This is a genomic window from Enterococcus sp. DIV0086 (assembly GCF_050498705.1).
GTDB lineage: Bacteria > Bacillota > Bacilli > Lactobacillales > Enterococcaceae > Enterococcus > Enterococcus faecalis.
The window spans coordinates 1,375,502-1,395,623 of the sequence record NZ_JBNIDN010000001.1; the positions used below are offsets into that span (position 1 = coordinate 1,375,502).

The window sequence follows — 20,122 nt, forward strand, 5'->3', positions numbered from 1 at the left end:
AAAATTTAGCATCTCTTCACTGATTTGTCAACGAAGGCCCCTTGCTTTCATTCTGATAAAAATTTAAATTATTCGCTAAAACACAAGCGATTGCCTAGTTCCCCGCCATTTTTTGTGTTAGACTTCCAATGAAAACATATTCTAATGAAGAAGGTGCTGAAATGGAAGAGTTACGCTTTAATAGTGTTTTTGATATTATCGGACCCGTTATGATTGGTCCAAGCAGTTCTCATACAGCTGGAGCGGCAAGAATTGGAAAAGTGGTTCGCAGTATTTTTGGACAGCAACCTGATAGCGTTGACATTTATTTATATGAGTCTTTTGCCAAAACTTATCGTGGTCACGGAACAGATATCGCCTTAGTTGGCGGCCTTTTAGGCATGGAACCAGATGATGAGCAACTAGCCAATTCTTTGGAAATTGCCTATGAACAAGGAATGGAAGTTTGTTTTATTCCTAAAAGTGAAAAAGCAGACCACCCTAATTCCGTTAAAATTGTGGTTTCTTCTGGCGACCGAAAACTATCTGTGACAGGAATTTCAATTGGTGGTGGAAACATTCAAATTTCTGAATTAAATGGCTTCAAATTGTCTTTAAGTATGGGCACGCCAACATTTATCGTTGTTCATCAAGATGTTCCTGGCATGATTGCTAAGGTGACCAACATCCTTTCAGCTAGCGATATCAATATTAGTACAATGACCGTTACCCGAGAATCTAAAGGGGAAAAAGCGATTATGATTATTGAAGTTGATCAAGCCGAAGTCGGTGACATTGTCATGCAATTAGCTGAAATCCCTCATATATATAGCGTTAACTATTTTGACTAAATGAACGTAAAGGAGTAATACGATGTTTTATTCAATTGAAGATTTGGTAGCTCAAGCGAAAGATTACCCTTCTGTGAGCGAATTAATGATTGCAACAGAAATGGCTCATGGCGGGTATTCTCGTGAACGAATTATTGAAACAATGGAAAAAAATCTAGCCGTTATGAAACAATCCGTCGCTGAAGGAATCGCTGGTGTTACCTCAGTAACAGGGTTAACTGGTGGCGATGCAACCCGCTTAAATGATTACATACATTCAGGCAACTTTTTAAGCGGTGAGACCATTTTACAAGCCGTGCGAAATGCGATTGCTGTTAATGAAGTTAATGCAAAAATGGGCTTGATTTGTGCTACACCAACCGCAGGCAGTGCCGGGGTAGTTTCTGGTGTCTTGTTGGCAGTTATTGATCGCTTAAAGTTAACGCATCAGCAACAATTGGATTTTCTATTTACAGCTGGGGCTTTTGGCTTAGTGATTGCCAACAATGCCTCAATCAGTGGTGCCGAAGGTGGTTGTCAAGCTGAAGTCGGTTCTGCTAGTGCAATGGCGAGCGCCGCTTTAGTTGCGGCTTCTGGCGGTACGCCTGATCAATCTGCTCAAGCTGTGGCCATTACGATAAAAAATATGATGGGCCTCATTTGTGATCCTGTTGCGGGACTTGTTGAAGTCCCTTGCGTGAAGCGAAATGCATTAGGTTCTTCTCAAGCCTTCATCTCAGCTGACATGGCTTTAGCGGGGATTCGAAGTGTCATTCCACCAGATGAAGTCATCCACGCAATGTACCAAGTGGGTCGCCAAATGCCACAAATTTTCAAGGAAACAGCTGAAGGCGGTCTTGCGGTGACACCAACTGCACAACGTTTAAGCAAAGAAATTCTAGAGAAACAAAAATAGAAATAACTATTGCAAGAAGCTTACAGAAAAAAACGTCCATTCGTTTTTTCCGTAAGCTTCTTCTTTAATAACTTGTTCCGCCTAAACCAACCACAGCGACAATTCCATTCATGACATCTTTCATCGTTTCACCCACAAATGAAACGGTTCTACCATCAATGCGTTTAATCATTGGTAACATTTCAATACGATCTGCTTGTGCTGTCGTCACACATTGCAATTTTACGGTTGCTGGCGTTTGCAAAGTATATTTGGGTAATTCAGACAACGCAAAGGAAGTTAACACTTGACTTGTAGTCGCTACGATAGCTTCCCGAACTTGTTGCATGGGTCTATTTTTGATTGCATAACGTCCCAGAGATTCTTTGGTGGAAACAAAGGGAACTTCGGGCATCATTTTTTCTTGAAAAAGTTGTTCCTCTAAGCCTGATTCACCGATAATTAAACCAACAGGGACACCTAATTCGCTAGCGTAAGCTGCATTAATTGTCGTTTCATTCATCGCTAAGTCGTTTATTTTTAAATCATAAGCAACACTAGCGCTATACCCATGATCCATATTCCCTTTTTGTTTACCAATACCGGCATGATAACCTAAGAAAAAGACCACATCATAGCTACTATCCAAGCCACTCATCATATAATCCATGCGAGGAAAGCCGCTCACTAAGGAAATTCGTTCATCCATTTCTGCCAAGCGCGCATAAGCTAAATTCAATCCACGGCTATGCGAATCGGCAATAGTAATTTCTGTAATTTGTTCATTTTTGGCACTCTTTTGAATCCCTTCAATTAACCAAGCCACATGTTGGTGATATAATTCTCGGAATAAAACGGTGTCTTCTTTTTCCATATCAAATGTCGCAATACCTGCTAATCCTTCAATATCGCATGATACATAAATCTTCATTTGTTCCACTCCTTTGACAATGGCTGAACCAGTGCTTGAATTTTGTCAGCATCTAAATTTTTGATTAATTGAATGACTAATTCTTTCGCCGCTTGGTAATCTTGAAAATCTACATAGCAATGGGGTGTGTGAGCGTAACGGACAGGAATTCCTACAACAATCGTCGGGGCTCCTTGAACTTGTGTAATCGCCATGCCATTGGTTCCACCACCACTTCGAACAGAAACTTGAACAGGAATTTTGTGTATTTTAGCAATCTCTAGTGCATACTCTTGAAATTCCGGATTCGTAATCATAGAAACATCAAAATAACGTAACATCGGTCCTTTTCCCATTGCTGATTGAATCATCTCTGGCGTTTCTGCCGTATCATCAGCCGGGCAGCCTTCGAAAACAATAGCTAAATCAGGATTGACTTGTTTTGCGGCAATAAGTGCTCCTCTTTCGCCAACTTCTTCTTGTGCAGTTACTGTCGCAACTAACTTGAATGGAAGTGTCTCTTCTTTCAACTCCTCCATGACGTCCACTAAGCAAGCACAGCCAATGCGACAATCAAAAGCTTTTCCTAAAAAAAGATCTGTCTGTTCGTTGTAACAACACGTCACATCTGGAATGACCGGTGCACCAAGATCGATTTTGTACGTTTCAATTACTTCTTCTTTTGAGGTAGCACCAATGTCGATCGTCAAATCAGCAATGGTTAATGGCCGCTGACGTTCCTCTGGTGTCATAAAATGAGGGGGCCGACTAGTAACTACGCCTGGCAGATAGGTGCCTTCCCGGTTACGAATCCGAACTTTTTGTGCAGAAATCGTATTAGGGACCCAGCCACCTAACGGAAGAAAACGCAACAAGCCGTTTTCTTTAATTGCTTGAATCATAAAACCCACTTCGTCACTATGGGCATCAAAAAGCACAACTGGACCTTCACTTAGATTATTTTTCTTCTCAAGATATAAATTTTTAATGGCATCTAGCCGTTGAATAGTAAAATCCGCAGTTGCATGTTGAAGGATTCTAACGACTTCTGTTTCAAAGCCTGAAACACCATTAGCATTTGAAAGTTCCTGAATTAATTGAACAGCTTGACTTTTTTTCATTTTTTCCCAACCTTTACTTGTCACTGATAGAGACTGATTTGTAATAGCCTGAACCTAATGGACCATAGACTAAATTTTGGACAGAATCGGCCACTAAGCGTGCTTCTGTTAATTGATAAAGAGGAACTAGGGGGGCTTCTTCCGCAACCAATTGATCCGCTTTTTGTAATGTTTTCCAACGTTCTTCATATTTATTTGCATAAGTTACGTTTGCTTCTTGAAGCAACTGATCAAAGGTCTTATTAGACCATTTACCAAAATTATTGGAATTTTTTGATTGCAGTAAGTTTAAGAAATCGATTGGATCAGCATATACTGGCGTCCAGCCACCAACCACAATGTCGAAATCTCCGCTGCGACTTTTTTCTAAACGATTATTAAAAGGAACTGGTGAAACATTGACTGTTAAATTTTCTAAATTATCTGCTAAAGCTCCTTGAACATACTCACTGATTTTTTTAGCATTTTCTGTATCCGAACTTAAAATCGTTAGCTCCGCTTTTTCAATTCCTAATTCTTTTTTAGCCGTTTGCCATAACTCTTTCGCTTTTTCTGGTTCACTAGGATTTAAATCTCCTAATTCCTCTGCAAAATCTTTTTGCGTTTCTTGATTAGTGAAACCTGTTGGCACGAAGCCAAGTGCTTTTTTTGAGCCATCATTTAAAACATTTTTAGCTAAACGCTCAGAATTCAATGATAATGCTATTGCTCGACGTGCATTCTTATTTGCCAAAAGATCTTTTTGCGTATTTAATTGGATATAATACGTTCCAGGAATTTCACGAATTTTCAAAGCTGCATTGCCTTGTTCTTGTGCAACAATTTCTCCAGAAATTTTTACAACATCTAATTCTTTCCCTTCGAAAAGATTTTTCCCAGTATTGACTTCTTTAACTACTTGGACATCCACCTTATCTAGCGAAACATTCGCTTGATCCCAATAATTTTTATTCTTCACATAGGACCAAGTATTATTCGTGCCATCCCAACCTTCTAATGTGAAGGCGCCATTGTAAAGTGTTGACTCAGCTGATGTACCATAGTTTTTGCCCGTTTTTTCGACAAATGCTTCATTTAAAGGATAAAAAGCTGGTACCGCCAATAATTGTTGAAAATAACTCATAGGATAGCTTAGCTCTACTTCCAAGGTATGGTCATCAATGGCTGTTACCCCTAACTCTTCTTTAGATTTGCTACCGTCAACAATAGCACGATAATTTTTTAACCCTTCAAAGTAATACGCTTGCGGGGAAGCTGTTTTTGGGTCCACTGTGCGCTTCCAAGAGTATTCAAAATCATTTGCTGTGATTGGCTCGCCGTTACTCCATTTTGCATCTTTTCGAATCGTAAAAGTATAGCTTAAACCATCATTGGAGGGCTGTACTTTTTCAGTTGCCAATGCTGGTTTCGCTTCTCCTTTTTCGTCAAAGGAGAAAAGTCCCTCCCCTACTTGGCTCATTACATCTGCTGCGGTATTATCCATTGCCAACGACACGTCTGCCGTTGATAATTCCGAATCAATCCCGACCCGTAATACCTGTTGTTCTTGCTTTTTGGTTTCTTTCCCAACACTTCCACAGCCCGAGAGAAGTAGAACCATGATTGCTGCCAAAGACAGCCTTTGCTTTGTTGCCCTTTTCATAAAAACACCTCATTTTTTTATTTTTTGATACCTTTTTCCCACAAAATTATTTATAATCTGATAAAGGAGGTTTGCTCATGAACTTAGATTACTTAAAAGAAACGTACCATTTAACGAAAACAGAAAGTCAGATTTTGTATTATTTGGATCAACAAAGTACGAACGCGGCCGATTTGAGTATTCGAGAAGTTGCCAAACACTGCTTTTCTTCGCCTAGTTCCATCATTCGTTTAGCCAAAAAATTAAATTTATCAGGTTATAATGAACTTATTTACAAATTAAAAGAAGCCCATTTTTCTCAGCCAATCCCTTTTGAAACAGCGCCTTCATTTGAAACAACCAACGAGTTTTGTCAACTGCTTGCCAAACACAAGAGTCATTTATTTGTTATTTTAGGTCATGACTTTTCACGACATTTGGCGGCTTACATTAGTGAAGTTTTCAATTTTCATGGCATCCCCAGCATCACAACAGCCCATACTCATTCGATAAATAGTCAAAATAATCAGAATTTTCTTTTTATCATTCTTTCACATTCTGGTGAAGAAAAATACTTAAAAGAAACAGCTCTGCTTGCGAAAGAGAAAAAACATCCTATCATTTCTTTTGTTGGCGCCAAAAATTCAACTCTTGGTCGACTGGCAGATCTCGTTTTTTCAACTGACTCTTACAGCCCGTTTTCAACAAGTGTCGCTCAGCCACAAATGTTTTTTGGCCAAACATTAATCACCTTTGAAGCCTTGATTTGTGCTTATTTAAATCATGAGGATTCCATGCCAATATCTCCTAAAAATAAATAATTTTATTTATTATAGCTGAAAAAAGCTATTTTGCTAGCCAAAGTATAGAAAAAGGCACATGTTCCTTTTTTTATGGAACATGTGCCTTTTTGCTATTTTTTACTCGGCCATAGAAATTCGATTAGCAATTGATCTACTTCAGGATTTTCATGTAATTGACTATGTTGTGCATTTTCTCCTTTAATAATCTGGCTAGTGACTTGAGTTCCTCGCTGTCTTAGCAAGGCGTTGACTGCTAAGGCACTAGATAACGGCACCGTTCCATCACTTAAATCTGTTGCACTTAATTGACCACCAATTAATAAAATGGGCAGTTTTTCTGGAACAACATTAATCATCTCTTGATAATCCAAATAGCGGCTACTTTTTTCTGTGGGGCCGTTTTCTAGTTCCGTTTCGATGGTTTGCTGTTGACTCGTATCAATAAAATCATTGAAGGGTGCTCCAATGCTGACGAATTTTTCAATTTTAGGTAACGATGCGTCTTGCCCATAGGTTCCTAAATAACGTAAGCCACTAACACCGCCCATAGAGTGCCCGACAATATTGGCTTTGTTCACTTGATAATTTTTTTGTAAATAGAGTAATGTGTTTTTTATCCATTCTGTTTGATTCCATTCATTGTTTTTATTATCTTCAAATAGAACTTGAACACTGGGATTCGTCGCTTTGCCACTTAAAGCTCCTCGCTCTTTAACCACGGTCCCATCAGGTTTAACGAGTAGCACTAATTCTTGAGTTGTGGCACCTTGTTTCTCCAAGCGATGCAGTAACGAGCCAAACGAATTTTTAGTTCCTGCGTAACCATGAAAAAAAAGTGTTGGTGTTGTTGTGCGGTTTAACTCAACAGTTGCTTCTTTTGTGACGGCTTGATTGTCATTCTTCGTGGTTGCCCCAATTTGGCAAGCACTTAATAATAGAACAAGACCCATTAGCAAAGAAAAATAACGATATTTTTGGGCATGTTTCATTTTTTTCATTCCTTTCTGCGATGAACTAAAAAAGGGCTTGGAAAAGAAGTCAGTTGACTGCTTTTCCAGACCCTACAATCTGTATCAATCAGCTGAACAATAGTTTGTCAGCTTGTTTATTAATCAATGTTATCGACTTGTTCAAAGTCTAATTCTGTACTTGTTTCACGACCAAACATATCGATGTTTACTTTTAATTTTTGTTTTTCTTCATCGATTTCTGTCACAACACCTTCAAGACCAGAAAAGGCACCTTCGATAATTTTCACTGTATCGCCTAGCGCTACTTCTAAGTCTGATTGACGGGTGCTCATGCCAATTGAACGTAAAATGTGGTTAATTTCTTCTTGTAATAAAGGAGCGGGTTTACTACCGGCACCATGTGAGCCTACAAAACCAGTTACGCCTGGCGTGTTACGAACAATATACCAAGAATCATCGGTCATAATCATTTCCACTAACACATAACCAGGGAAAGTTTTATGAACGATTTCTTTTTCTTTACCATTTTTGACTTCTTTTTCTGTTTCTTCTGGTACAACGACACGAAAAATATAATCGCCCATCCCCATGCTTTGTGCACGTGATTCAATGTTTGCTTTTACTTTATTTTCATAGCCTGAATAGGTGTGCAATACGTACCAATTTCTTTCAAAAGTTTCCATTACTGATTCGGCTCCTTTAAATGTTTTAGTTTATTTTTTTCGAGCAAATAAAAAAAGCTCAGTTTCCCGAAGCTTTTTCTCGAATACTATTATAGCACCCCTCGTCGGGAAATACTAGAATTAATTATTTTAAAATCCAGCCAAATGCCGTTTGGATAACAGTATCCATGATAAAGAACAATGCTGCAAATAAAATAGATGTTTCAATTACAACTAATGTATCTTTACGCAATTGTTTTTTTGTTGGCCAAGTTACTTGCTTCATCTCATCAGCAACGCTGCGGAAAAATTTCATGTTGATACCCTCCTCTAAATCTATTTCGTTTCTTTATGTAACGTGTATTGATTACAATATTTACAGAATTTATTGATTTCTAAGCGTTCGCCACGTTTACCTTCACTAACGGATTTAGAATAGTTGCGAGAGCCACAAACGGAACAAGCAAGAGCTGCTTTCTTTGTTGCCATGTTCTTCGACCTCCTCTATTCACAAATTTACTTCTTAACAGTACCATTATTCGAAAAAGTTGTCAAAGTTTAATTTACTTTTTAAAGAAGCGCTGTGCCGATTCTTACGTAATTTTTTACCATTATCGCGAATACGTGCTTGATTTCTTTTATAAAATATCTGATTTTTCTTTATTTTCTATTTATTTTAACAAAATTGCTTTTATTCTGAGGTCTCAGCTATTGTTTTCTGCTAAGTTATGATATGATAAATTTATTAAAAATGAACCCTTAGGAGGCCTGTTTATGTTATTAAAATCTGTAGTTATTAAAAAAGATAATTTAACAACCGTCAATGAATCTTGTACTCTAGAAGAAGCTCTTTCTATTTTAGAAGACTCAGGTTACCGTTGTGTCCCAATTTTAGACGAATCTGGAAAAATTTTCCGAGGAAATATTTATAAAATGCATATTTACCGCCATAAAGCAAACGGTGGCGATATGAGTTTACCTGTTACCTATTTGTTAAAAAATGCCACAAAATTTATTTATGTCAACACTTCATTTTTCAAGGTATTTTTTACTATTAAAGAACTACCTTACATTGCTGTTTTAGATGAAAATAATTATTTTTACGGCATTTTAACACACAGCACCTTATTAAATATTTTAGCGCAATCTTGGAATGTAAAACAAGGGAGCTACGTTTTAACAATTGCTTCAGTTGGTCAACAAGGCGACTTAGCAGCCATTTCAAAAATCATTGCCAAATATAGCAGCATCGCCAGCTGTATTACATTGGATGTCGATAGTGAAGAATTTGTTCGTCGCACACTTATTACTTTACCAGCCGGCACAACTGCCGAAACGTGTACAGCCATTGTAGAACATTTAGAGCGGAAAAATTTTAAAGTTGTAGAATTGGAAAATTTAGAAGACGAGTAAAATTTACGACCTTTATCTTAGGATTTAAAGCTAGGGAGGCAAGTCAAAATGACTTACCTCCCTAGCTTATTTTTTAGACTTCTTCACCAATAATTCGAACTTCCGTTTGCAATTCAACATCAAATTTTTCTTTAATCACTTCTTGGATATGTGCAATTAATTCCACATAATCTGTTGCGGTTGCATGATCGATGTTAACAATAAATCCCGCATGCTTTTCGGAAATTTGAGCACCGCCCCATTTTAAGCCTTGTAAGCCAGCGTCTTGGATTAATTTCCCTGTAAAATGACCAACAGGGCGTTTAAAGACACTGCCACAAGAGGGATACTCTAGCGGTTGCTTCAGTTCACGAAGTTCCGTTAATTCATCCATTTGGGCTTTAATTTCTGCATGGTTTCCTTTTTCTAAAGCAAACGTTGCTTGCAAGACAATACAATGTAATTCTTGAATTTCACTATGACGATAACGGAAATTCAGGTCTTCTTTCGTCATTGTTTGGATAGTTCCATCTGCCAACAGCACTTCTGCAGATTGGAAAACATCTTTAATTTCCCCGCCGTATGCTCCAGCATTCATATAAACAGCACCACCGACACTTCCCGGAATGCCACAAGCAAATTCAAAACCAGTTAAATCAGCTGCTAAGGCTTCGTAGGTTGTATCAATCAGCTTGGCACCAGCATCCACAATCATGGTGGTACCGGCTACTTTGATTTCTTTCATTTCTGTTAGCATAATCACGACATCGCGAATACCGCCATCACGAACAATCAAGTTGCTAGCATTGCCTAATACTAACCATGAAAGTCCTTGTTCTCGGCAATACGCCACAATCTCTTCAACTTCTTTTTTTGTTTTGGGTAAGGCCAACACATCAGCTGGGCCGCCTGTTTTGGTAAAGGTTACGTTTTTTAATGGTTCATCTACTAATAAAGTAATTTCGTTTAATGTTTCTAACATAGCTTTAGTGTTCACGAAAGTTAGTCCTTTCTTTTCAAAATATCTGTCTTATTCTAGCATGATAGAAAGAAAGTTGCTAGTCCTCTTTAAAGAACATGCCGTTGTTGTTGGCGTAGCATTTCTTCACATAACGCATGACTTTCATAGACTTTTTCTTGTTTTAACTCTTGCTCTTGCGGTTTTTGAATGGCCTGAATGAAAGCAGTAACCATTTGGTAAAAACCTCTTTTTTCCAATGTTGGCGTCCAATCTCCCATCTCTTTTACTTGGTATTCTTCTTCTGTTTGGATGGTCAAATGCGTTAAATTTTCCAAGCGATAAGTACCTGTGGGGCTGGTGACTTCAAAAGTTTCTGTATTGGCCCCAGAGTGTAAATCCATGGAACAAACAATCGTTGTCTGTTCGGTTTCTAATTGTAAAATTGCTCGTTTTAAATGACCGTTTTCTTCCACTAATTTTGACTGCACCACGTGGAGCGGTCCTTCCGCTAAATAAACTGCGGTATCAACGACATGTAAAAATAAATCATACATCATAAAACTTGTTTCTCTCGTTGTATTGATGCGGTTCTTTTTAATAAAAATTGTTTGTTTTTCAGGAATATTTTTCAATACTTCCGTATAGGGGGCAAAACGACGATTGAAGCCAACCATCAGGCACAGATTTTTTGCTGCTGCCAATGCTTGTAATTCTTTGACTTCAGCAAGCTCTTCACTTAAAGGTTTGTCCACAAAGACGTGAATACCAGCCTGCAATAATTGGCGAACGACTGCACCATGCACTTTTGTGGCTACATGGACAAAACAAGCATCAATCTTCGCTTCAATCAATTCTTCTATGGTCCCAACGGTTTCTGTAAAGCCATACTGATCAGCGATTTTTTGTCGTGTTTCTGGGTTTCTAGTTGCTAATACAAACTCTGCCAAGTGGCGGCATTCACTATAAGTTGGCAAATACGCTTTTTGTGCAATATTTCCTAAACCAATGACTCCAATTTTCATTCGTTTGTCCTCATTTCTGCTCTTTTTACTATTTTATCATAGACTACTTCTTTCCAAAAATCAGTCATTTTCTCTTTTTCTTTTCAAGTATTTAAAACTTCTTTAAAAAGTATTAGAATAGAAGAAAGCACCAAGCGACCTTTTCTTTGGTTCTGGTTTGCACTGAAACGAGCAAAAGCGTTTCTTATTTGAAAGGAGTTTCAACAATGAAATGTATTTCTTGGAATGTCAACGGCTTACGAGCGGTTGTTAAAAAGAATTTTATGGATGTTTTTAATGAATTAGATGCAGATTTTTTCTGTTTACAAGAAACAAAATTACAAGCTGGGCAAATTGATTTAGAACTTCCTGGCTATCATCAGTATTGGAATTATGCCGAAAAAAAAGGCTATTCTGGCACAGCAATTTTCGCTAAAGAAGAAGCGTTAAGTGTTCGCTATGGCTTAGGTATCGAGGCTCACGATCAAGAAGGCCGCGTGATCACTTTAGAATATCCAGAATTTTTCATGGTCACTTGCTACACACCAAACTCACAAGCTGAACTAAAGCGTTTAGCTTATCGAATGACATGGGAAGATGCTTTTCGTGCCTATTTAAACGAATTAAATCAAGAAAAACCCGTAATTCTTTGCGGTGATTTAAACGTAGCTCATCAAAAGATTGATTTAAAAAATTGGAAAACCAATCAAAAAAATGCGGGGTTCACGCCTGAAGAACGGCAAAAATTTACTGAGTTGTTAGACAGTGGCTTCACTGATACATTCCGTTATTTTTATCCAGAAGCTGAAGGCATCTACTCATGGTGGAGTTATCGCTTTAACGCACGAAAAAATAACGCAGGATGGCGGATTGACTATTTCGTTGTGTCAGAATCCTTGAATGAACGTTTAGTCAGTGCTAAAATCCATACAGATATTCTTGGTAGTGATCATTGTCCAGTGGAAGTTGTACTTGATTTTTAAGTGTTACTCAACGCGTTGAAAGGAGTTTTTTTTAATGAACTTTTACGCTTTTGACTTTGAAACAGCTAGTTATGATAAACATAGTGCCTGTTCCATTGCAATTGTTAAAGTAGAAAATAGTCGGATTGTGGATGAATTTTACACGTTAATCAAACCAGAAACACCTTTTTTCTGGCGAAATACGCAAATTCACGGCATTCATGAATCAGATGTTGTCAATGCGCCCAAATTCCCTGAAGTATGGCAACAAATTCAGCATTGTTTTCAACCAAATCGGTTAGTGGTCGCTCACAATGCAAGTTTCGATTGTAGTGTTTTGGCTGGCTGTTTAGATTACTATGGCTTAGAACAACCTAATTACCTTTCTTTATGTACAGTCAAAACGAGTCGCAAACTGTTTCCTGAATTTCCTAATCATAAATTAAATACCGTTTGTGAAAACCTCAATATCACTTTAAATAATCATCATGATGCTTTAGAAGATAGCCGAGCTTGTGCCGAAATTCTTTTACAGCAAGAACAACGATTTGGGGTTGAACCTTTAAAAAAATTAGTATTGGTGAAATAATCCAGTTCTTGTTTCCAGCGAGGGCGTTATCTCTTTCATTGGCTAGTTGTCAGGAGATAACGTCTTTTCTTTTACATAACTTTTCCGCTAAAACAAAAATTTTTCAGAAAGGACGCGATGATGTATTCGATTCTTTACTTATTCACAGACTCTCTCAAAAATGCGTGGCGCTCAAAAAACCAATTTAGTACGTTGATTCTTATCTTTATTATTAGTTTTCTGACTTTTTCTGCTCTATTATTGACTTTGTTGTTTTCTCGATGGCTTTCACAAATGATTCTTCTTGATAATTATGCAGTGATTCCTCCCTTGACAATTTTCAGAGGTTTGGCTGGAATCAGCGCTGGAACACTCTTTTTCTTCCTGATTAGTTATATTTGCCGAGCTTTCTTCCTAACTTTTTTAGAGCAAAAAAACGACTTACTGATCTTAGCTCTTTTAGGTACGACAAAATTACAAATTTTAATTAGCTATGCCTTACAACCCATCTATTATTTGATTTTTATTTTGCCTTTAGCTGCTTTTCTAGCCAATAAGCTCATTCAACAGTTTATCCGTGATTTTTTCAGCGAGGTACCTGGTTTAATGCATATCGATAGCTACATGCAAGGTATCTTTTTACCACTAACAGGAAGCCTATTGTTCATTTGCTGTTGTGTCTTTTTAATTCTTTTTAGGAAACTCAATCGCCTAATCAAAAGAGATACTTGACTAACTATGCGAAAAAAGTGAGAAATACGTCATCTCGACGTATTTCTCACTTTTTTGAATGACTTAGGTTCTTTAGGCTAATTACTTTTCCCGCCTCTTTTAAGCCAAGGCTTCAATAATTTCGGTCATTGTTTTTGAACCAAAAATCATTTGTTCGCCATCAATCAGCATTGCTGGAACGCTCATAATTTTCTTTTCTTTTTTCAACTCTGGAAATAGACTAATGTCCACCATTTCTGCTTCCACATGAGGATTAATTGATGCAATACGTTGGCAAGCCGCCACGACATCGGGACAGAAATGACATGTTAGTGAAACAAAGATTTCTATTTTTCTTTTTGGCAATGCAAGTATGTTCTTTTGCAGACTTGCTTCTAACGGCTGCCCCTCGCTGCCGACATTATAAACCGCCAAAACCAACGAGTTTACTTCATGGCCACTAGGAATACCACTAAATTTAATTCCTGTATAGTTTCCTGCCGTATCTAAGAGCACAACGCTAGGCATTTTTTCAATCCCATACAGCAATTCTTTGGCTGGCTCAGTATCTTTCAAAATCGTTTCTAAAGTAATCTTCTGTTCCAGACTTGCAAATTCTGTTAAGAATGACTGAAGTTCCAATGATTTTTCATCACTTGCATCCAAAAACTGAAGCAATGTCACTTTTTTGGTTAGTTTAGCGAAAATACCGCTTAATTGTTGGCGCATACTTTCTGGGAACCACTGATGCTTACCAGTAACTTTGGCTGGCTGTTTTTCTTTTGGTTGCTGACTGTTTGTTTCAGGGGCAGATTGATTAGCTAATCGTTCAGTCATTCGCTTCGTTACAATCGGTTGGCCCGCCTGTGTTTTTTGTTCTGTCACGTAACGTTGCGCATGAGTGGCGGCAATTGCACCGTCTGCAACCGCCGTCACAATTTGACGTAATTCTTTTATTCGTAAATCTCCTGCTGCATAAACTCCGGGAATATTGGTTTCCATATTTTCAGTTGTTGGCACATACCCACGGTCTAAGGCAATTTTTCCTTCAAAAATTTCTGTACTTGGTTTATTTCCAGCAAAAACAAACAGGCCAAATGTACTGTCTTTTGGCGCTTCATAAACCGTTTCTTCTCCCGTCTGGTTATTGACAAACACAGCTTTTCGGACAAAATCATCTCCCGTAATTTCTTTCACTTCTGTGTTATAAACAATCTTAATTTTCGGGTGATTTTTGGCCGCCTCCGCAGTTAATTTTGCACATGTAAAATCGGGTTCTCGGATAATCATCGTTACTGATTTACCGTAACGTGTCAAATAAACGGCCTCTTCCGCTGCTGCATAACCGCCACCAATCACAAAAATATCTAGGCCTTGGAAAAACTCCCCATCACAAGTAGAACAATAGGCCACGCCGCGTCCTGTAAATTCACTTTCACCAGGGAAACCAATTTTACGAGCAGAGGCCCCTGTCGCAATCAATACTGCATATGCTTGATAGGTTTGACTCGCTGATTGAACAGTTTTTATCGTTTGACTAAAATCAACATCAATAATCTCGTCTTTTGTAAAAGCTACACCGAAGTCTTGTGCTTGAATGCGCATTTCTTCCATTAGTTCTGGACCTGTTGTGTGAAGAATCGCTGGATAGTTCACAATTTCAGAAGTCGTCGTTACTTGTCCGCCAATTTTGTCTTTTTCAATAATTAAGGTATCCATCATTGCGCGACCTGCATAGATACCTGCAGATAAAGCAGCTGAGCCGCCACCAATAATAATCAAATCGTAGATTTCTTCTGTCACTTGCTTCTCCTCTTTCTTCTGTGTTTCAGAAAAAGAGCTGAACAAAACATTTTCTCTGTTTTATCCAACTCTTTGACCTCTATTTACAAAGCGAATTTAAATTTTACCAACTAAATCTAAGCTTGGCGCAATTGTTTCTTCTCCTGGTTGCCAATTGGCTGGACAAACTTTATCACCATGTTCTGCTACAAATAGAGAAGCTTCTAATTTACGAACAAGTTCTTCAGCATTACGACCAACACCCATGTCGTTGATTTCATAAGATTTGATCTCACCTTCTGGACTCACAATAAATGAAGCACGGTAAGCCATTCCAGAAGCTTCATCTAAAACGCCAAAGAAACGAGCAAGTTGACCGTTGGGATCGGCTAACATTGGATATTTAATTTTTCCAATCGTTTCTGTAGCGTCAGCCCATGCTTTATGCACATAATGACTATCTTCTGAAACAGAGTAAACCTCACAATTTAATTCCTGTAAATGCGCATAATGCTCTTGCATATCCCCTAATTCCGTAGGACACACGAAAGAAAAATCAGCTGGATAAAAGAAGAAAATACTCCATTTTCCTAAAATATCTTCTGTTGATACTCGTGTAAATTCACCATCGTGATAGGCATCACATTCAAAGTCAAAAAGTTTTTGATTAATTAAATTCATTGTCGTTCCTCCTCTGTTTTTTTACTCTTTAAGGATAACAGTTTATAATTATTCCGTCAATAGAATAATTATAAACAAACGAGGTTCTATTAGCGTATAATACTGTCCTATTGAGAATTTTATGATTATCATTCTCAATTAGAAATAGCAAGATAACTTTTTAAATAACATAAAAAAGAAAGCGAACCATTAAAAGAACTTGCTTTTTAATGATTCGCTTTCTTTTTGTGAAGACATTCTTTAACTATCTAAAATAATCGTTTCTTTCTCTTTGGTAATTAAAATAACTCCATCACCAAGAGGAACTAAAGTAGAAGTTAAATCAGGGTGAGCCATGACTACATCTAAAAATTGGTTTAATTTACGATGAATCGCTCGATTTTTTTTCGGTACTTCCTCAGTAGGGTCTAAAATTGTCCCAGCTTGAAATACATCATCCACCATCAAAACGCCGCCAACTGGCAGCAACCGTAAACATTCAGGTAAAAATTCAATGTATTTTGATTTGGCACTATCCATAAAAATAAAGTCATAAGGTCCTTCCAACGTTGGTAGAATCTCAGCTGCTTGTCCTTCTAAAAGAGTGACCTTTTCTTCTAAGTCTAGGCGTTGGTAGGTTTTCTTCGCTTTTTTTATCATTACGTCAAAACGATCAATCGTGGTCACGTGACCATCTTCACCGACAAATTGGGCCATCAAGCTTGAAGAAAAACCAATTGCTGCCCCGATTTCTAAAATATTTTTGGGCTTTAGTTGTCCTAGCAAAAATTGTAGAAAAACTACTGTTTCGTGCGGAATAATCGGCACCCCTGCTTCATTGGCTTCCGCCTCCACTGCACCTAATTCTCCGGGAAGTTTCTTTTGTTTTGTACGCATATACTCAACCAATTCTGGTTTAACGACTGGTCGATGCATCATTTCGTTTCTCATCACTTTCGCTCCTTTTCGTTTCTTTATTATACGAAGTCCTTGTTCCTCTGTAAAGGATTGAAATAGGATTCTTATTATTTGTTTGAAAATAACATGCACATTCTTAACTTCCTAGCTAAGTGCGGATTACTTCTTGTAAGCACATTTTTTCTTTGTTTCTGCTATTTTTTATTAAGTTTTATTCAGAAAACGTCAAAAAGTAGCCCTCAAGAACATACCTATTGATTTTTTCTCGTTATTTCTTATAAAAATACTTCTACATATGTTAATATTTTCCCTTAAATCACTATTAATTTTTGCTATTTCAAGCCCCAAAACAAGCCTATAACCTTGCTAAAATAAGAAACGTCAAATTTTACTACTTTGTCTGTAAAAATTTGATATCACAAAAGAAAGGAAATCTTGTATACTCTTTACAGATAGTGATTTATAGTGAAGCACATAACCAAATTCCCGGACTTGACTTGGTTCAAGTACATATGCAGGCGAGCTATTTGATAGTTCCCTGATAAAAATCGTTTCGACGATTTTGCACATAGCACTACCTTTCTAAAAGCTAAAAATTATTTTTTAGCTAGAAAAAAGACAACCGTTTGAAATGGCTGTCTTTTTTTTTTAATAAATTAACCCAAGCAAATCTTCTTTTTCGATATTGCCAAAGTATTTTTTAACGTCAATTTGATCAATGGCTTCTTCTAAAGAAGCTTTATCATATTTCACGCCGGTTAAAATATCTTCAACATCTTTAATTTCACCAAGCCCAAAGAAGTCCCCAAAGATTTTAATTTCTTGAATGGCACCATCCGCCACATTCATTTTCATTTCAATTGAACCAATTGGAAAACGATGGCGACGTTCTAAGTTAAATGCAGGTGATTTACCATAATTCCAATCCCAATTGCGATAGTATTGCTCTGAAATTTTGTTAATAGCCGCCCAGTCTTGATCAGTTAATTCATACGTTTTAACTTGGTCGATCGAATCTACGCCGAAAATTTTCAAAAGAATTTCTTGGCGGAATTCTTCCGTTGTCATCTCTTGTTTATCTTCAGATAAAAATGGTTTAATGTTTGTTACCCGTGAACGAACAGACTTGATACCTTTAGATTCGATTTTATCTTTCCGTACTTTCAATGTATTTACAACTTCATCAATATCACTATCAAACATTAAGGTTCCATGTGCAAACATGCGGCCGTTGGTAGCGTACATCGCATTTCCTGAAAACTTCATATCATTAATCACTAGGTCATTGCGCCCTTTTAATTCGGCACCTTCAACGCCTAAGTCGTGCAATGCTTGGATAATTGGTTGGGTAACTTTCGCAAAATCACGGAAAGAGTTGCCGTCATCTGGCATAATAAAACTAAAATTCAAATTACCATGATCATGATAAACGGCGCCGCCGCCACTTAAGCGACGAACAACATGAATGCCGTGCTCATCTACATATTCTTTGTTAATTTCTTCAATTGTATTTTGGTTACGGCCAATAATGATTGACGGCTCGTTAATGTAAAATAAAAGGATGGGCTCATCTAAAGGCATTTCTGTTAACAAATATGTTTCAATTGCTAAGTTCACTCGTGGGTCATTATTTTCATTCGGTACAAAAATCACAATCGGTTCTCTCCCTTGGTATAGTTACTTTTTTAAATCTCAACTGTTAAATCTGGTTGGGCTAATGTCACTGGAATTTCCGTTCCAGCATAGTTTTGCGCTTCTTCACGTAGTTGTTCCAATGACCCATGTTGTGGTAAATGGGTCAACATCAATTGTTTGACTTGTGCTGCTTTGGCAATTTCACCCGCTTCTCTTGACGTAAAATGTGCATGATGTCGTTCATTACCTTCAAATAAGTACGTATCCGCTAAGAATAAATCAGCGTCTTTTGCAAAGTCTTCAAAACTTGCTAAGTAACCAGAGTCTCCTGTAAAGACAAAGACTTTGCCAGTCGCTTTTTCAACAATCCGCATCGCGTAACAAGTGACAGGATGAATCGTTTCCATGAAAGTAATTAAAAATGGTCCTACTGCCAACTCTTCTGCTTCAAAATACTCTTTCCCTTCGGAAACGTTAGGAAGCGTTAGTTCTTTGAAATGCATTTGATCTTGTGTATGGCCATATATTGGCAAAATAGGCGTCGGTTCCAGCGTTGGATAAAGCTGACGATAATATTGTAAAACACCTAAATCTGCGATATGGTCATGATGGTAATGCGACAGAATGACAGCATCTAATTTCAATGGATCTAGATAGTTTTCTAAACGCACTAATGTCGTACTGCCTGCATCAATAAGCAAATGAAAGCCTTCAGATTCTAACAAATAGGAACTCGTTCCTTCTCCTTTGTATGGATAAGCACCTAAACAGCCTAAGACAGTCAATTTCATGTGTGGACAACCTCCTTCAATACGATACTTCCATGTTACCATAAAATAACGGAAAAACGAGGTTAAAACGCTTAAATTTTCACAAAAAGACCAAAGAAAAAACCTGAACCCTTTGTCGAGATGACGAAGGATTCAAGCTTCTATTTTATTCTTCGGCTAAACCTTTTTCTTCTAAGGCAGTTTGATAAAAACTAGCTAACGCTACATAGTTATAAGGAATCACCCATAATAGACCGATACCAATAGCTAAAAAGCCCACAATATACCAACCAATAAAAGAAAATTGTAAACATAAATATTGCCAAAAACGATTTTTCATTAAATATAACGCCTGTTTCAATGCCATCATAATTGGCAGTTCTGGATTATCGAAACGTAGCCACACAGCAAATTGAAAAACGCCACTCACAAATAAACCAATTAAAAAGATCAAGATAGTGGCAACACCAAACGCTAGGAAAAAGGAAAAATCATTTAAGAAAAAGGTCTGAATTTCCTCTGGTGTAACTGTATTAAACATCAATTTGAAATACAAGGTTGTCCCTGCCCCAAATAAAATTGGTAACAAAAATAACAAACCAATTACACGTTCAAGTACTTTTTGAAGTAGGTTGACCACAAATAGCGGACCATAATATTTTCCTTGAAAAACACTCATTAAAATATTGACCCGCACCTTTTCACCACGTAACACCTTCAAGGCTGCGTAATATAGCGCATAACTTAACGCGAATAAAACAAAAATTTGCAGTAATACTGCGGCAAAACTACTTTGAAAAACTTGATTTTCACCAGAAAATAAATTTTGCACAATCGATGTTAAGAAGCTCTGTAAAACCACTCCTAAGAAAGTTAACCAAGCCATGATCCCCCATTGCCCATCAAGGGCTCTGCGAGCATTGGCACGATGTTGCGAATTTGTTACTAAACTTTTCATTCATTCCATCCT

Annotated in this window: 22 protein-coding genes; 7 read left to right on the top strand and 15 right to left on the bottom strand. The window is 37.5% G+C overall.

Translation table 11 applies throughout. The features are described 5' to 3' along the window. The first annotated feature begins 161 nt into the window (after positions 1-161). On the top strand, positions 162-830 hold the full coding sequence (gene sdaAB / locus IGI63_RS06605) for an L-serine ammonia-lyase, iron-sulfur-dependent subunit beta (protein WP_002414070.1): 669 nt from the start codon (positions 162-164) through the stop codon (positions 828-830). A gap of 22 nt (positions 831-852) precedes the next feature. Then, the gene (gene sdaAA / locus IGI63_RS06610) at positions 853-1,725 is read left to right on the top strand and encodes an L-serine ammonia-lyase, iron-sulfur-dependent, subunit alpha (protein ID WP_002362308.1); all 873 of its coding nucleotides are present in this window, start codon (positions 853-855) and stop codon (positions 1,723-1,725) included. 64 nt (positions 1,726-1,789) lie between these two features. On the opposite strand, the gene IGI63_RS06615 is transcribed toward sdaAA, so the two are convergent. The 3 genes from IGI63_RS06615 to IGI63_RS06625 are packed head-to-tail and all read right to left on the bottom strand — an operon-like array spanning position 1,790 to position 5,377. Further along, complete coding sequence (locus IGI63_RS06615) at positions 1,790-2,635, bottom strand: M55 family metallopeptidase (RefSeq protein ID WP_002388425.1); 846 nt, start codon at positions 2,633-2,635, stop codon at positions 1,790-1,792. After that, the gene (locus IGI63_RS06620; protein ID WP_002356417.1) at positions 2,632-3,735 is read right to left on the bottom strand and encodes a M42 family metallopeptidase; all 1,104 of its coding nucleotides are present in this window, start codon (positions 3,733-3,735) and stop codon (positions 2,632-2,634) included. Before IGI63_RS06620 ends, IGI63_RS06615 begins: the two co-directional genes overlap by 4 nt. Positions 3,736-3,748: 13 nt before the next feature. Then, positions 3,749-5,377, bottom strand: a complete 1,629-nt coding sequence (locus IGI63_RS06625) for a peptide ABC transporter substrate-binding protein (protein WP_010730862.1) — start codon at positions 5,375-5,377, stop codon at positions 3,749-3,751. A gap of 77 nt (positions 5,378-5,454) precedes the next feature. Here IGI63_RS06625 and IGI63_RS06630 point away from each other — a divergent pair, with 77 nt between their 5' ends. Next, positions 5,455-6,177 carry a MurR/RpiR family transcriptional regulator gene (locus tag IGI63_RS06630; RefSeq protein WP_126254677.1) on the top strand — a complete coding sequence of 241 codons (723 nt, stop codon included), beginning with the start codon at positions 5,455-5,457 and terminating at the stop codon, positions 6,175-6,177. Positions 6,178-6,269: 92 nt separating this feature from the next. Here the strand turns inward: IGI63_RS06630 and IGI63_RS06635 are convergent, their stop codons facing one another. From IGI63_RS06635 to rpmG, 4 genes are all read right to left on the bottom strand, one after another. Continuing rightward, a complete protein-coding gene (locus IGI63_RS06635) occupies positions 6,270-7,157 on the bottom strand; it encodes an alpha/beta hydrolase (protein WP_429975538.1) in 888 nt (295 codons plus the stop codon). A gap of 110 nt (positions 7,158-7,267) precedes the next feature. After that, on the bottom strand, positions 7,268-7,813 hold the full coding sequence (gene nusG / locus IGI63_RS06640; protein ID WP_002384070.1) for a transcription termination/antitermination protein NusG: 546 nt from the start codon (positions 7,811-7,813) through the stop codon (positions 7,268-7,270). A gap of 124 nt (positions 7,814-7,937) precedes the next feature. Next, the gene (secE, locus tag IGI63_RS06645; protein WP_002356409.1) at positions 7,938-8,108 is read right to left on the bottom strand and encodes a preprotein translocase subunit SecE; all 171 of its coding nucleotides are present in this window, start codon (positions 8,106-8,108) and stop codon (positions 7,938-7,940) included. A gap of 20 nt (positions 8,109-8,128) precedes the next feature. Continuing rightward, positions 8,129-8,281: a 50S ribosomal protein L33 gene (gene rpmG, locus IGI63_RS06650; protein WP_002356408.1), complete on the bottom strand. Its 153-nt coding sequence runs from the start codon at positions 8,279-8,281 to the stop codon at positions 8,129-8,131. 285 nt (positions 8,282-8,566) lie between these two features. Here rpmG and cbpA point away from each other — a divergent pair, with 285 nt between their 5' ends. Continuing rightward, complete coding sequence (gene cbpA, locus IGI63_RS06655) at positions 8,567-9,205, top strand: cyclic di-AMP binding protein CbpA (protein WP_002365057.1); 639 nt, start codon at positions 8,567-8,569, stop codon at positions 9,203-9,205. Between the two features lie 73 nt (positions 9,206-9,278). On the opposite strand, the gene murB is transcribed toward cbpA, so the two are convergent. Beyond that, on the bottom strand, positions 9,279-10,166 hold the full coding sequence (murB, locus tag IGI63_RS06660; RefSeq protein ID WP_002387193.1) for a UDP-N-acetylmuramate dehydrogenase: 888 nt from the start codon (positions 10,164-10,166) through the stop codon (positions 9,279-9,281). A gap of 86 nt (positions 10,167-10,252) precedes the next feature. Beyond that, positions 10,253-11,167, bottom strand: coding sequence for a Gfo/Idh/MocA family protein (locus tag IGI63_RS06665; protein WP_429975539.1), 915 nt, complete (start codon positions 11,165-11,167; stop codon positions 10,253-10,255). A gap of 206 nt (positions 11,168-11,373) precedes the next feature. Between IGI63_RS06665 and IGI63_RS06670 the strand changes: the two genes are divergently transcribed. From IGI63_RS06670 to IGI63_RS06680, 3 genes are all read left to right on the top strand, one after another. Next, complete coding sequence (locus tag IGI63_RS06670) at positions 11,374-12,129, top strand: exodeoxyribonuclease III (protein WP_002367205.1); 756 nt, start codon at positions 11,374-11,376, stop codon at positions 12,127-12,129. A 34-nt stretch (positions 12,130-12,163) separates the two neighbouring features. Continuing rightward, positions 12,164-12,697 (top strand): 3'-5' exonuclease, encoded by a 534-nt coding sequence (locus tag IGI63_RS06675; RefSeq protein ID WP_002356400.1) that lies wholly within the window; start codon positions 12,164-12,166, stop codon positions 12,695-12,697. A 120-nt stretch (positions 12,698-12,817) separates the two neighbouring features. Beyond that, positions 12,818-13,408 carry a hypothetical protein gene (locus tag IGI63_RS06680; RefSeq protein ID WP_202333843.1) on the top strand — a complete coding sequence of 197 codons (591 nt, stop codon included), beginning with the start codon at positions 12,818-12,820 and terminating at the stop codon, positions 13,406-13,408. A 99-nt stretch (positions 13,409-13,507) separates the two neighbouring features. Here IGI63_RS06680 and IGI63_RS06685 read toward each other — a convergent pair whose 3' ends face one another. The 6 genes from IGI63_RS06685 to IGI63_RS06710 form a co-directional block, all read right to left on the bottom strand. Then, positions 13,508-15,190 carry an FAD-dependent oxidoreductase gene (locus IGI63_RS06685; RefSeq protein WP_429975540.1) on the bottom strand — a complete coding sequence of 561 codons (1,683 nt, stop codon included), beginning with the start codon at positions 15,188-15,190 and terminating at the stop codon, positions 13,508-13,510. A gap of 96 nt (positions 15,191-15,286) precedes the next feature. Further along, positions 15,287-15,850: an alkyl hydroperoxide reductase subunit C gene (gene ahpC / locus IGI63_RS06690; protein ID WP_429975541.1), complete on the bottom strand. Its 564-nt coding sequence runs from the start codon at positions 15,848-15,850 to the stop codon at positions 15,287-15,289. A 240-nt stretch (positions 15,851-16,090) separates the two neighbouring features. Further along, entirely contained in the window at positions 16,091-16,780 is a 690-nt protein-coding gene (locus tag IGI63_RS06695; RefSeq protein WP_429975542.1) for an O-methyltransferase, read from the bottom strand. A 615-nt stretch (positions 16,781-17,395) separates the two neighbouring features. Then, on the bottom strand, positions 17,396-18,400 hold the full coding sequence (locus tag IGI63_RS06700; protein WP_002356394.1) for a lipoate--protein ligase: 1,005 nt from the start codon (positions 18,398-18,400) through the stop codon (positions 17,396-17,398). Positions 18,401-18,432: 32 nt separating this feature from the next. Beyond that, positions 18,433-19,173 carry an MBL fold metallo-hydrolase gene (locus IGI63_RS06705; protein WP_002356393.1) on the bottom strand — a complete coding sequence of 247 codons (741 nt, stop codon included), beginning with the start codon at positions 19,171-19,173 and terminating at the stop codon, positions 18,433-18,435. Between the two features lie 145 nt (positions 19,174-19,318). Then, complete coding sequence (locus IGI63_RS06710) at positions 19,319-20,110, bottom strand: DUF975 family protein (RefSeq protein WP_002362504.1); 792 nt, start codon at positions 20,108-20,110, stop codon at positions 19,319-19,321. Positions 20,111-20,122: the final 12 nt, after the last annotated feature.

Excerpts from the sequence above, each read along its gene's own strand:
- sdaAB (WP_002414070.1), top strand. The coding sequence starts at position 162 with ATGGAAGAGTTACGCTTTAATAGTGTTTTTGATATTATCGGACCCGTT.
- nusG (WP_002384070.1), bottom strand. The coding sequence starts at position 7,813 with ATGGAAACTTTTGAAAGAAATTGGTACGTATTGCACACCTATTCAGGC.
- IGI63_RS06630 (WP_126254677.1), top strand. The coding sequence starts at position 5,455 with ATGAACTTAGATTACTTAAAAGAAACGTACCATTTAACGAAAACAGAA.
- IGI63_RS06680 (WP_202333843.1), top strand. The coding sequence starts at position 12,818 with ATGTATTCGATTCTTTACTTATTCACAGACTCTCTCAAAAATGCGTGG.
- rpmG (WP_002356408.1), bottom strand. The coding sequence starts at position 8,281 with ATGGCAACAAAGAAAGCAGCTCTTGCTTGTTCCGTTTGTGGCTCTCGC.
- murB (WP_002387193.1), bottom strand. The coding sequence starts at position 10,166 with ATGTTAGAAACATTAAACGAAATTACTTTATTAGTAGATGAACCATTA.
- IGI63_RS06615 (WP_002388425.1), bottom strand. The coding sequence starts at position 2,635 with ATGAAGATTTATGTATCATGCGATATTGAAGGATTAGCAGGTATTGCG.
- IGI63_RS06675 (WP_002356400.1), top strand. The coding sequence starts at position 12,164 with ATGAACTTTTACGCTTTTGACTTTGAAACAGCTAGTTATGATAAACAT.
- secE (WP_002356409.1), bottom strand. The coding sequence starts at position 8,108 with ATGAAATTTTTCCGCAGCGTTGCTGATGAGATGAAGCAAGTAACTTGG.
- IGI63_RS06705 (WP_002356393.1), bottom strand. The coding sequence starts at position 19,173 with ATGAAATTGACTGTCTTAGGCTGTTTAGGTGCTTATCCATACAAAGGA.
- IGI63_RS06620 (WP_002356417.1), bottom strand. The coding sequence starts at position 3,735 with ATGAAAAAAAGTCAAGCTGTTCAATTAATTCAGGAACTTTCAAATGCT.
- ahpC (WP_429975541.1), bottom strand. The coding sequence starts at position 15,850 with ATGAATTTAATTAATCAAAAACTTTTTGACTTTGAATGTGATGCCTAT.
- sdaAA (WP_002362308.1), top strand. The coding sequence starts at position 853 with ATGTTTTATTCAATTGAAGATTTGGTAGCTCAAGCGAAAGATTACCCT.
- IGI63_RS06695 (WP_429975542.1), bottom strand. The coding sequence starts at position 16,780 with ATGAGAAACGAAATGATGCATCGACCAGTCGTTAAACCAGAATTGGTT.
- IGI63_RS06625 (WP_010730862.1), bottom strand. The coding sequence starts at position 5,377 with ATGAAAAGGGCAACAAAGCAAAGGCTGTCTTTGGCAGCAATCATGGTT.
- IGI63_RS06635 (WP_429975538.1), bottom strand. The coding sequence starts at position 7,157 with ATGAAAAAAATGAAACATGCCCAAAAATATCGTTATTTTTCTTTGCTA.
- IGI63_RS06665 (WP_429975539.1), bottom strand. The coding sequence starts at position 11,167 with ATGAAAATTGGAGTCATTGGTTTAGGAAATATTGCACAAAAAGCGTAT.
- IGI63_RS06710 (WP_002362504.1), bottom strand. The coding sequence starts at position 20,110 with ATGAAAAGTTTAGTAACAAATTCGCAACATCGTGCCAATGCTCGCAGA.
- IGI63_RS06670 (WP_002367205.1), top strand. The coding sequence starts at position 11,374 with ATGAAATGTATTTCTTGGAATGTCAACGGCTTACGAGCGGTTGTTAAA.
- cbpA (WP_002365057.1), top strand. The coding sequence starts at position 8,567 with ATGTTATTAAAATCTGTAGTTATTAAAAAAGATAATTTAACAACCGTC.